An 11,969-nucleotide genomic window follows, 5' to 3' on the forward strand; every position below is an offset into this window, starting at 1 on the left:
ATCTCGAGCCCAAGGTCGAGGGAGCTCACCGCTCCTTGAGCGATCGAGAAACGGTGATGGTTCGCAGGAGCGCACTCCGCCCGCCCTGGAGCCCATGAATTCGTTTTCATTTGCACGGATGGCCCTCCATCGTCATCTGTTCAAAGATCTAGCGCGACTTGCTCCAGACGGAAACGATCATGGGAATTGTTCGCTTTGCTCTGCGGTTTCCGCACACATTCTATGTACTGGCGGCCCTGATCCTGTTTCTCGGCGGCATCGCGGTGTGGTCGATGCCGACGGACATCTTTCCGGAGATCCGTATCCCCGTCGTCACGGTCATCTGGAGCTACACGGGTCTCTCGACACCGGAGATGGAGCAGCGCGTCAGCACCTACAGCCAGTATTCGATCAGCGCCAACGTCACCRGCATCAAGAACATCGAGGCGCAGACGCTCAACGGCCTGTCGGTTCAGAAGATCTACTTTCAGCCGGACGTCAATCTCGATCTCGCGATTGCGCAGATCGTCTCGGCGACCAACGCCATCCGCGCGCTGATGCCGCCGGGCATTCAGCCGCCGATCATCGTGCAGTTCAACGCCTCGAGCGTGCCGGTGCTGCAGCTCAGCCTGCAGTCCGATAGCCTGAACGAGCAGCAATTATACGATTTCGGGATCTATCGCGTCCGGCAGCAACTGGCTCCCGTTCCGGGAGTGACCCTGCCCACGCCCGCGGGCGGCAAGTATCGCCAGATCATGGTCGACATCGATCCGAACAAGCTTCTGTCGCGTGGGTTGACGCCGCTCGACATCGTCAACGCCGTGAACACCCAGAATCTGACCTTGCCGACAGGCACGGCGAAGATCGGCGACACCCAGTACACCGTCAGAACCAACGCGACGCCGGCCTCGATCAAGGATCTCAACATGATCCCCGTCAAGTTCGCAAACGGGGCCACCATCCTCCTGAAGGATGTCGCTCAGGTTCGCGACGGATCGCAGGTCCAGCAGAATATCGTGCGGGAGGACGGCCACCGTTCCGTTCTGCTCAGCGTGATCAAGAACGGAAACGCCTCCACGCTTGCCGTCGTGAACGGCGTCAAGAAGGCCCTGACATCGATTCGCGCGTCGGCGCCTCCCGGCCTGAAGATCAGCGAATTGTTCGATCAGTCGGTCTTCGTCACCCATTCGGTCGATGGCGTGCTGCGCGAAGGCGGAATCGCGGCCGGCCTCACCGCGCTGATGATTCTGGTATTTCTCGGATCGTGGCGGTCGACGCTGGTCGTCATGATCTCAATTCCACTGGCGATGCTGTCCTCGCTCGTCGTGCTGTATTTTCTCGGCGAGACCCTCAACACGATGACGCTCGGCGGGCTTGCGCTCGCGGTCGGCATCCTGGTCGACGATTCGACGGTGACGATCGAGAACACGCATCGGCTGTGGACCGAGGAGGGCATGCCGTTGTCGGAGGCGACCCTGCACGGCGCGGCCGAAATCGCGGTGCCGACGCTGGTCTCCACGCTGGCGATCAGCTGCGTGTTTACCTCGGTCGTATTCCTGGAAGGGCCGGCCAAATACCTCTTCACGCCGCTTGGTCTGGCGGTGGTGTTCGCGATGCTGGCGTCATACGGATTGTCGCGGACGCTGACGCCGATCACCATCGGTCTGTTGCTGAAGAGCGAGCGGCATCCTGCCAAGGGGGAGACGCCGTCGGGCATTTTCTCGCGCGCCTCGGCCATGTTCGAGCGCGGGTTCGAGCGCCTGCGCGACGGCTATTCCGATCTCCTGACGACGTTGCTCCGGCGTCGTGCCGTCGTCCCCGTCATTGCCGTGCTGGTGCTGGCTCTCGGAGCCGTCATGTTCGCCTATGTCGGCAGGGACTTCTATCCGCTGATCGACGGAGGCGAGATCCAGCTCCACGTCCGCGCGCCTGCCGGCACCCGCATCGAGCGTACGGAGGGGATCTTTCAGGCGGTCGAAGACAAGATCCGCGAGGTCATTCCCGAGCGGGACCGGGCGTTGATCGTCGACAATATCGGGCTTCCGGCGCGTTCCTACAACCTGGCATTCGCCGACGGCTCGACGATCGGCGTCAATGACGGCACCATTCTCGTGTCGCTCAAGGACGGGCACAAGCCGACCGCGGACTATGTGAAGAAGCTGCGCCAGGTGCTGCCGGCGGCATTCCCCGAGGACACCTTCTACTTCCAGGCGGCCGATATCGTCACGCAGATCCTGAACTTCGGTCTTCCAGCGCAGATCGACGTCCGCACCGTCGGCTACGGCACCAACAACCTGGCCGTCGCAAAGGAACTGCAGAAGAGTCTCGCCACAATTCCCGGCGTCGTCGATGCGCATCTCCAGCAGGAAGTCGACGCCCCGGCGTTCTACGCCGATATCGACCGGACCCGGGCCGCGCAGCTGGGGCTCAACGCCAGCACGGTGGCGACCAATATCAACGTCAGCCTCAGCTCATCCGCCCAGGTCTCGCCGAACTTCTGGACCGATCCGACGTCGGGCATCCCGTATTATCTGGCGGTGCAGACGCCCGAGTACAGGGCCAACTCGCTGAACGCCTTGGGGAACACGCCGGTGGCGGCCTCGGTTGCCGCGAGCGGGCAGACAGTGCCCGGCCTCCTCAGCAATGTCGCGACGTTCAAGCGCGGGACCGTTCCCACCAATTCGAACCAGGCCAACGTGCAGCCCGTCTTCGACATCTACGCCAGCGTCCAGGGCCGTGATCTCGGCGGCGTGGCGGCCGATATCAACAAGGTGACGTCAACTCTGCAAAAGCAGCTCCAGCCGGGCAATTCGATCCAGGTTCTGGGGCAGATCCAGAGCATGAATCAGTCATTCCGCGATCTGGGAATCGGACTGCTGTTTGCCGCCATCCTGGTGTACCTGCTGATGGTCGTGAACTATCAGAACTTCGGCGATCCCTTCGTCGTCATCATGGCGCTGCCGGCAACCCTCTGCGGCATCGTGACAATGCTGTTCATCACCGGAACGACGTTGAACGTGCCCTCGCTGATGGGAGCGATCATGGCGGTCGGTGTCGCGTCCGCGAATTCCATCCTGCTCGTGACCTTCGCGCGCGAACAACAGTTGAAGGGACACCCTGCGTTCCAGGCGGCGCTGAGCGCAGGCCGCACGAGGATCCGTCCCGTCCTGATGACCGCCGCCGCGATGATCGTGGGCATGATCCCGATGGCGATAGGAGGTGCGGGCGAGGAGCAGAATGCGGCGCTCGCACGTGCCGTCATCGGCGGACTGCTGTTCGCGACCCCGACGACATTGCTGATCGTGCCCTACCTCTTTGCCATGCTGCGCAAAGGCAACGATGGCAAGCCTCACCACGGCGTATTCGAGGAGCAACCGGAATGACCGACGTTCGCGCGCGGACCGATGGCGACGACGTGAAGAACCGGCCTGATGGCGAGAGCTGCCGGATCGTGGAGCTGCCCGGCAAGAGCTCGCGGCCGGAACGCCGCTATGGCGGCGCGCTGCTCGGAGGAGGCATGCTTCTGCTCCTCGCCGGCGGTCTCGGCGTTGGAGGCTGGCGGCACTATCAGGCCGCGCGTGAGGTCGCCGCAGTGGCGGAGCAGGCGAGAACGGCCATTCCGGAGGTTCGGGTGGCCGCGGTCCGGCCCAGCGGCGACCTGATGAAGGTCACGCTGCCGGCGACGACGACGGCGTTCGAGGCGGCGAATATCTTCGCGCGGACCAGTGGCTATATCGAAAAGCGCTACGTGGATATCGGCGATCGCGTGAAGAAGGGCGATCTTCTCGCGGAAATCACCGCTCCGGAACTCGACCAGCAGATCGCGCAGGCACAGGCGACGCTGGCCCAGAACCAGGCAGCCTTGCAGCAGGCGCAAGCAAGCCGGGAGCTCGCCGATGTCACCAATGCGCGGGACAGCAATCTCGTCAAGCAAGGCTGGTTGACGGCGCAGCAGGGTGACAACGATCGTCTCACCCTGCGCGCGCAGCAGGCCGCCGTGAATGTGGCCCAGTCGAACATCTCGGCGCAGGAAGCGCAGATTCGCGTTCTTCAGCAGGAGAAGGCCTACCAGCGCGTGGTGGCGCCGTTCGACGGCGTGATCACACAACGCAACGTGGACAATGGCAGCCTGGTGCAGTCCGGGTCGACCTTTATGTTCACGCTGATGCATTCCAACGTGATCCGAACCCAGGTCTTCGTGCCGCAGGACGAGGCCTTCGGAGTAGCACCCGGCGTCGACGCGGAAATCCACGTCCCCGAGATTCCGAACCGGACCTTTCCGGGGAAAGTCACACGCATCGCAACCGCGTTGCAGCCGGGAAGCCGGACGTTGCTGACCGAGATCGACGTGCCCAATCCGGACGGGGCGCTCAATCCCGGCATCTACTGCACGGTGGAGCTGTCGATTCCACGCAGGACGCCGTCGATGACGATCCCGGCCGATGCACTCGTCTTCGACCAGAACGGACTTCATGTCGCGGTCGTCCGCAACGGTACCGTTCATTTGCAGAAGGTCTCGATCGCGCGCGATTTCGGCACCGAGGTTGAAGTCCGCGACGGCGTGCAGCCCGGTGACCAGGTCGTGCTCAATCCGACGGTGAATCTGACGGAGGGCAGCAAGGTCGCCATCCGCAAGACCGAGGTGAGCTAGATGCGGATCGTGCTCGCAACGATGATCGTTCTGCTGTCGGGCTGCGCTCCGGGCGAGGCGCAGGTCGCAACGATGGGCACCACGGCGATGGGCCTTCCGACGGTGCCGGGCGCGATCGTCACCTCGCCGCTCAATAGTCCAGGCCCGTTTTCCGCAACGACCGAGCCGGGCGCACCCGATACGACGCTGGCGCCCGTTCCGCTCGCCTCGGATCCGGCGACACCGGGCACGGTGGTCGTCTGCGCTCCGCCATCGACGCCTCCAACGCCGATGCCGCTGACGCCGAGCGTATCGAGCACGGGTGTCTCGACCTTAGGCAGCATCGTTCCGATACTGCCTGTCACGGGACTAAACGGCAGTGCCACCGGCACGATTGCCGCGGCGACGCCGGTGGGAACGGGGACGACCGTTGCATGCAGCTCGACGCCGGGAGGGCTTGCAGTGAGCGCCGCGTCGCTGCCGCTCTCGATCCCGCAAGTCGCCGCCAGTCCGGCGCCTGGTACGATCCTGGCGGCCACCAACGGCGCTGGGGGCACAGGCATCGATCCAAATGCCGCTATCGTGCCCAGTCCAAACAGCTCGAGCTGTGCAGAGGGGGTCTCGATGAATCTGGCATCGCCCGCGACAATGTTGCCGGCCAACGCGTCAGGTGCGGCGGCAACGCCGGGGGTGTCGCCGATCCTGCCGCCGGGATGCTGAGGCGAAGTTATTGCAGCACGCACAGCGCGCGCCGGACTGCGCCAAGCGCTCCGGCCGAATGCACGGGTGACGCGTCGCCCCGAGGCGAGGCTCTGCGTTTCATGTTGACGCGCGCAATTTGCGAACTTCGGCATCCGGCGGAAACATCGTTCCGCCGTCCAGATATTTCCAGTCCACCATGACGCCCGTGTTGCCCCTGACGGTGGTGCGGCCGACAAACGTCCCCAGGGTGCTCTGATGGTCGATGGAGCGCCATGTTGCCGGTCCGAACGGCGTTTCGAAGCTGACATTGCCAAACCCGTCGGCCATCGCCTCGGTATCGAGGCTCCCGAGCTTCTCGATCGGAGTTGCGATCGAGCTGATCAGCGCGTGACCGACCACGGAGCCCATCGTGGGAGCCTCGCCATAGCGCGAGGAATAGGCCGACACGAAAGCGCTGTTGGCTTGACCCAGAGCCTCGGTCACGGGATAGCCGGTCACGATCCAGCCTTCCGGTGCGTCCTGTCCGAGGGGAATGAGGTATTCGGGTTCACCGGTCGTGAACGACACGACGTTTCGTCCTTCGAACAGGCCGCGATCATTGCCTTGCCGAACAAACTTGGCGAGGTCGGGTCCGAAGGTGACGTTGAGGATCGCCTCGGGGTTCTGCTGAGCGAGGGCGTTCACGACGATGCCGGCATCAATGGCACCCAAGGGCGGCCACTGACTGCCAATGAACTGGACGTCGGGACGGCGGCGGCTGAGAAGCTGCATGAACCACTTCACGGCCGATTGCCCATACTCGTAGTTCGGGGAGATCGTCGCCCATCGTGTCGCCTTCAGCTGGGCTGCTTCCTCCACCAGCATGGCGGCCAGCATGTATGTCGAGGGCCGGAGCCGGTAGCAATATCGATGTCCCCGTTCCCAAACGAGGGCGTCCGTGAGCGGTTCGCTCGCCACGAACAGGATCCGGTTTTGCCGCGCGAAGTCGCTGATCGCCAGTCCGACATTCGACAGATAGGCGCCTGCCAGCAGATCGACGCCGTTCCTGCGCACGAGCTCTTCCGCCGCGCGAATCGCTACGCTTGGCTTGCCTTCGTCGTCCCGACTGATGACCCGCAATTCACGCCCGAGAAGGCCGCCCTTCGCATTGAGCTGTTCGACCGCCAATTGCCAGCCGCGACGATAGGGCAGCGTAAACGCCGGCGCGCTGCTGTAGGAGTTGATTTCACCGATCGTTATCGGTCTCGTGCCCTGCGCCCGGAGGATGCCAGGCGAAAAGATCGAAGCGCCAATGCTGCCCAAGGCCTGTCGTCTGGAAATGCTCATCAAGCGCGGTCCGGAGGGTTGAGTGGGGTTGTTGCGGCGATGCGGGACATGTCGGGCGGGCTGAAGGCGGCAGCGACCTAGTGGCAAGTGCAGGAAGCGGGCCGGTCGCCGGGGTGTGTCGTAACCGAGGCGCCCGGGCTTGCAGCGAGACCGCGCGCAAAGGCGAGCGCGGGAAGATCCACCCCACGATCGAACAGAGCGCTGACCGGACCGACGAGGTCGAGCGCGGTCTGCTGACGGTCGGATGCCGCCATGATCCTCGCCCAGGCCGCCGCGACCTTCAGCTCGTAGAAGCGGCATTGCTGCTCTCTCGCAATGGATAGACCTTCTGAGAACAGCAATTCCGACCGGGAGGTCTCGGACGAGTCTCCGGCCAGCAGGATCTCGCCCTTGATCCGCAACAGATCCGCAAGGCACCACAATTGCTTGCCCTGCCGGGAAATAGTCAGGGCATCTTCCACGGCGGTGAGGGCCTGCGCAATCTCGCCGCTCGCGAGCAGGCCCTCGGCAAGCGATCCGATAAACTCGGGATTGCGCATCAGCCATCCATTCTCGGCTCGCGCTTTCAGCCCGGTGCGCAGCAGTGCTACTCCATCGCGATGCTTGCCCTGCAGGACGAGCAACTGACCCTTCAGGCAGGACGTCCAGCTGGCCCAGAACGCTATGCCCTCGCGCGTGACCAGCTCGAGAAGAGACGATATCGCCTCATCGGCAGCGGCGAGATCATGCGTCATCAGCGCAATCGGGCAGACGGCGTTCCGCAGCGCGTAAGCGATCGCAAGCTTGTCCTTCTCGCGCTGCGCCTCCTGGAGGCACTCGGCGGCCAGGGATCTGCTCTGGGCGATCTGTCCCTGTAGCAGCAGGACGCGCGCCAACATGGCTTTGGCCAGAACGCTCTGGTTCAGCAGGAACCACATCTGGTTCGCACCGTCCTTCAATCCGTGAGCCGAATGGTCCAGGGACAGGGTCAATTCGCGCCTTGCATCCTCCTGCGCTCCGTAAAAATGGGTCGCCGCGCCGATCAGGCGACGGCCTACGGTCTCGTTGGCGGGATTTCCCGTGCGCAAGGCGATCTCGAGGTATCGCTCTCCGACGTGCTTGGCCGCGTCATATTGACCCGAGTTGAGATTGTGGCTCCACAGCGTCCAAACGGCCCTGAGCTGAAGCTCGAGATCGGACAGCTCTTCGGCGAGCACAAGCCCGATGTTGAGGGCCGCCTTCATGCGGTCCGCCGAGCCGGTCGTGTTGAGCAGCGCGAACCCCAAAGCGACATAGAGGTGCGCCTTGAGCCTCGGGTCGCAGGTCAGCTCAGGGCTGAAATGCGCGAGAGCGTGCTCGATCCGGCTCGAGCACTCCATGAAAGACAGCAACTGCATCCATACCGGAACAAAGCCGGCCGTCAGCTCGATCCCGAGCGCGGCATCGCCATCGGGTGCGAAGGCCCAGTCGAGCGCCGCATGCACGTTTCCGATCTCTTGGGCAAGACGAGAGATATCGTCGGACGCGGGAGTGGCGTCGCCGAGCGGCGCGACGAGTTGCCTGAGGAAGCTCGCGTGCCGTCTCGCCGCTTGCTCGACGAGGCCTGCTTCCGCCAGCTTCTCCAGGGCATAAGCGCGGGTGGTCTCGAGGAGGCGCCATCGCCCCTCAAAGGACGGGTCCAGCGAGACGAGCGATTTTCCAACCAGATTGAACAGTGTTTCGATGACGTCCGACCGGGACGAGTCGTCGTCCATCATTGCGATGGCCGCATCGAGCGTGAAGCCGGCCGGAAACACCGCAAGCCGGCACAGCAGCCTCTGCTCCGTCGGCGGCAACAGATCGTAGCTCCAGTCCAGTGTTGCCCGCAGGGTCTGATGTCGCGGCAGCTGGTCGCGGCGGCCGCCGCTCAGCAGCTCGAAACGATGGTCCAGGCGAAGCAATACGGTGTCGACCCCGAGGTTCGCGGCCCGGGCAGCGGCAAATTCCAACGCGAGCGGGATCCCGTCGAGCCGGCGACAGATGGCGGCTATCTTCAGCAGGTCGTGCGCGCCGGGAGCGAAGCCTGCGCGCAACGCCCTCGTGCGTGCGACGAACAGCTGCACTGCGCTTTCCCGGAGAAGATAATCGGGGTCATGGATGTCGGGGTGGGGCACCGACAGCGGCGGGATCGCCGCAACATATTCGCCGTCGATGCGGAGGCCTTCCCGGCTGGTTGCAAGAACGGTGACATTCGGACAATAGCGCAGCACGGCACTGGCGATCTGTGCCGCGGCATCGATGACGTGTTCGCAATTGTCCAGCACAAGAAGCAAGCGGCGCGAGCCGATGGCCTGGGCAATGCTTGCCGCCGAGACGTCCTTGTCGCTCAGGGCAAGCCTGAGGGCACGGCCGGTTGCGGATGTTGCGAGCGCCGGATCCTGCAGAGTCGCGAGCTCGACCAGCGCGACCGAATCGTTGAACGACGGCGCGACGCGCCGCGCGAGTTCGATTGCCAGCTTCGTCTTGCCGATGCCGCCGGGGCCGACGAGAGTCACTGTCCGATATGCGGACAGCACGTCGGCCAACTCGTGCAGGCAATCCTCGCGACCGATGAGAGGCGCGCGGGTGTTGGGCAGATTGCTCGAAAAGGACGACGCGGCCGGAACGGATACCGGTGCGGCGGCTGCAGGCTGATCCAGATGCCCGCTTCGCCAGCTTCCGGCGAGCGTATAGCCACGTCCCGAGATCGTCTTGAGGAGATCGCGATCCTTGCCGAGCGCCTTGCGGACGGCGGAGATATGGACCTGGAGCGTGTTGTCCTCGACGGCCAGGCCTGACCAGACGCTCCCGATCAATTCATCCTTGGTCACCAGGAGACCGGCAGAGCCTGCCAACTTCTCGAGAATCTCGAATGCGCGGCTTCCGATCGGCACCGTGACGTTGTCGTGCCTCAGCTCTCTATGCTGGCAGTCGATGAGCCAGTTTCCGAAAGTGTAAGTTCGATCAGCCGGCGAAGACATCGGGGTCCGTGGATCAGATTCAATGCCGTGATGTCGGGAAAGCGAGAGCCCACCCGAAGATCACCGCCCCCTGGCAAGATATTGAAAAGCGTGAATATGCCTTGGTGTCCTACAGGCGAGGCCGTTGGCGTGTCAAGACGACCTTCTCCGTAGACGGCTGTCCGCCATGCGCGACGCAAGCGCCCGCAATGCTCGCGGTTCGATACACGAATTCGTGACGCGATCAGGAGTGCCAAAATGGGAGAGCGGAACGGGCCGCACGACCGGTAGGGGGCAAGGCACCCTGTCGCCTGCTGCGGAAGGTCTCCACTGAAATGTGGCGGGCCGGAAGAACAGCGGCTTCATGCAGTGCCGCCATTCTTCCGTCCGTGCGACAGACGGCCCCGAGGCGCCGAGATGAACTCCTTCAGCTCAGCGCCAGCGGTTGTCTTGCGCCGACGGGGCTTCCTTCGGCTCGCGTGCTCAATAGCCGGACGTGGGCTCGCAGGGGGGCCGGCGCCACGGGTCGGATGCGTATGCGCCGACGTCGGGAGCGCGAACGCAGCTGCGCTTGGAGGTGACCGGCACGCGCTGAGCCGACGCATAAGCGTCGACATTGGTCCGCTTCGCGTTGCCTTCGCGAGCCATCGCGGGAGAGGCAATCATGGCTGCAACCATCAGTCCGGCGGACAAGAGCTTCAGTGTCGTCATAGAACGTCTCCTTGATGAAGCGACGCCGGGAACGCCTCGGCTCGCTTGCCTGACATGTGCATGCGTGCGCCGGATCGGCAGTATCATTTGAACGATCATTTTCGTCTTTGCACGAAGTCGCGGCCTGCGCTGTTCGGCGCGCTAGTCGGACGAAGGCATCGTCTGGTCCGCATGTCCGTCCAGCAGCGGGCCAAACCATTCCCACCTCTCGCCGGTGAAGCGCATCATCTTCAGATGCTCGATCGGGCGAAAGTCCGTTGGCGATGTCTTTATCCGAACACCGGGAATGTAGGCGGCAGTCTCGATATCGAGATCCGTCGCCACCTTCATGATTCTTTCGCGCGTGAGTTCGTCGCCGCAGCGCCGTATCACTTCCACCAGCGCGCTCGACATGTTGAACGCCATCAACGGGCCGCTCTCCGATCGATCCGCGTCCGGATAATATTTCGCCATGAACGCGCGAAAGCGCTGCATGCCCGGATGGCTGTCCCACTGCGGATCGGTCACGTCCATCTGATAGCCGGCGCTCAGAATTCCCTTTGCGTTGTCCAGTCCGGCGGGCCTGAGCACCGCGCCAACCGAGACCGAGACGTTGGTGATGATATGGATGGGATGCCAGTCCAGTTCGCCGAGCTTCCTGATCGCTTGAGCTGCGAATTTCGGCGTGGCGACATTGATGAATATGTCGGGAGCGGCGGCCTTGATGGCAACGATCTGCGACTCGATCGTCGGCGTGCTGATCTCATAGGGCTGGCTGGTAATGACCGTCTCGGCGTACTTGTCCTGGAGGGCATCCTGCAATCCGAGGAGATAGTCGCGCCCGAAATCGTCATTCTGGTAGAGAACGCCGATCTTGGCGCCCGGATGGTGCGCCAGGATATAATCCGCATAGATGCGTGCCTCGGTCCGGTAACTCGGTTGCCAGCCAATGGTCCACGGAAAATGCACGGGATCGGCCCAACGCGACGCTCCCGTTATGACAAACAATTGCGGCACATGCCGATTGTTCATGTATTTCTGAATGGCGGCGTTGCTCGCGGTGCCGAATGGCGCGAAGATCGCGAGCACTTCGTCGTCCTCGACGAGCCGTCGTGCCTGCTCGACCGCCCTGGACGGACTGTACGCATCGTCATACGAGATGAAGTTGATCTTCCGGCCGTTGATGCCGCCATTGTCGTTGACCATGCGAAAGTAGGCGCTCATCGTCTTGCCGATGATGCCGTAAGCTGATGCCGGGCCGCTATACGGCATGATGTTGCCGATCTTGATCTCGGTGCTGCTCGCACCGGGATCGTATTGCGGTTGCGCGGAGCTGCCGGCCGTGCCGGCCGCCAGCACGGCGGTGGCGATGCCAAGCCTTGTGATGCCAAGCCTTGTTATGCGACGCCTCGTTATGCGAAGCCTTGTGATGCCAATCAAGCGTCGTGCAATGCCCGAAATCGAAATGTCACTTCTGCTCGTGATCAAGCAATGCCTCCGTGATGCTGCGGGTTGCCGGACAAGCAAAAGCGACAGTCGGCCTCGGGAGTATAGCCGGCGCCCTGCGGCAGGCGCGGTTACAGATGCTGAAGCACCGTTAAGTTTCGCAATTGCGGGCGGAGGGAAAGCGGATCACGGGGGCGCCGGCCGGCGGCGCCTTGCGCGGGTCTCGTCCTTGCTCCGGG

Annotated in this window: 7 protein-coding genes and 1 pseudogene; 2 read left to right on the forward strand and 6 right to left on the reverse strand. The window is 63.3% G+C overall.

The genetic code is table 11. From position 1 onward, the window contains the following. Nucleotides 1–179 precede the first annotated feature (179 nt). Together ACXJL8_RS19865 and ACXJL8_RS19870 are read left to right on the forward strand one after the other, a co-directional pair. Nucleotides 180–3,362 carry an efflux RND transporter permease subunit gene (locus ACXJL8_RS19865; RefSeq protein ID WP_456685438.1) on the forward strand — a complete coding sequence of 1,061 codons (3,183 nt, stop codon included), beginning with the start codon at nt 180–182 and terminating at the stop codon, nt 3,360–3,362. Further along, on the forward strand, nt 3,359–4,630 hold the full coding sequence (locus tag ACXJL8_RS19870; RefSeq protein ID WP_456617637.1) for an efflux RND transporter periplasmic adaptor subunit: 1,272 nt from the start codon (nt 3,359–3,361) through the stop codon (nt 4,628–4,630). Before ACXJL8_RS19865 ends, ACXJL8_RS19870 begins: the two co-directional genes overlap by 4 nt. Here the strand turns inward: ACXJL8_RS19870 and ACXJL8_RS19875 are convergent. The 6 genes and pseudogenes from ACXJL8_RS19875 to ACXJL8_RS19900 all read right to left on the reverse strand — a co-directional run bounded on the left by ACXJL8_RS19875 (nt 4,627) and on the right by ACXJL8_RS19900 (nt 11,685). Next, nucleotides 4,627–5,172: a hypothetical protein gene (locus ACXJL8_RS19875; protein ID WP_456617636.1), complete on the reverse strand. Its 546-nt coding sequence runs from the start codon at nt 5,170–5,172 to the stop codon at nt 4,627–4,629. The genes ACXJL8_RS19870 and ACXJL8_RS19875 overlap by 4 nt on opposite strands. A 256-nt stretch (nt 5,173–5,428) precedes the next feature. Then, on the reverse strand, nt 5,429–6,637 hold the full coding sequence (locus ACXJL8_RS19880; protein WP_456617635.1) for an ABC transporter substrate-binding protein: 1,209 nt from the start codon (nt 6,635–6,637) through the stop codon (nt 5,429–5,431). 77 nt (nt 6,638–6,714) lie between these two features. Further along, nucleotides 6,715–9,180 (reverse strand): ATP-binding protein, encoded by a 2,466-nt coding sequence (locus ACXJL8_RS19885; RefSeq protein WP_456617834.1) that lies wholly within the window; start codon nt 9,178–9,180, stop codon nt 6,715–6,717. Between the two features lie 198 nt (nt 9,181–9,378). Continuing rightward, nucleotides 9,379–9,615 (reverse strand): annotated as a pseudogene (locus ACXJL8_RS19890) (winged helix-turn-helix domain-containing protein); the annotation flags it as partial. A gap of 462 nt (nt 9,616–10,077) precedes the next feature. Then, nucleotides 10,078–10,305, reverse strand: coding sequence for a hypothetical protein (locus ACXJL8_RS19895; protein WP_456617634.1), 228 nt, complete (start codon nt 10,303–10,305; stop codon nt 10,078–10,080). A 141-nt stretch (nt 10,306–10,446) separates the two neighbouring features. After that, nucleotides 10,447–11,685: an ABC transporter substrate-binding protein gene (locus ACXJL8_RS19900; RefSeq protein ID WP_456617824.1), complete on the reverse strand. Its 1,239-nt coding sequence runs from the start codon at nt 11,683–11,685 to the stop codon at nt 10,447–10,449. Nucleotides 11,686–11,969 lie beyond the last annotated feature (284 nt).

Source organism: Bradyrhizobium sp. P5_C11_2 (assembly GCF_054049755.1).

Coding starts and splice junctions, on each gene's coding strand:
- ACXJL8_RS19870 (WP_456617637.1), top strand. CDS start 3,359: ATGACCGACGTTCGCGCGCGGACCGATGGCGACGACGTGAAGAACCGG.
- ACXJL8_RS19875 (WP_456617636.1), bottom strand. CDS start 5,172: ATGCCTGTGCCCCCAGCGCCGTTGGTGGCCGCCAGGATCGTACCAGGC.
- ACXJL8_RS19880 (WP_456617635.1), bottom strand. CDS start 6,637: ATGAGCATTTCCAGACGACAGGCCTTGGGCAGCATTGGCGCTTCGATC.
- ACXJL8_RS19895 (WP_456617634.1), bottom strand. CDS start 10,305: ATGACGACACTGAAGCTCTTGTCCGCCGGACTGATGGTTGCAGCCATG.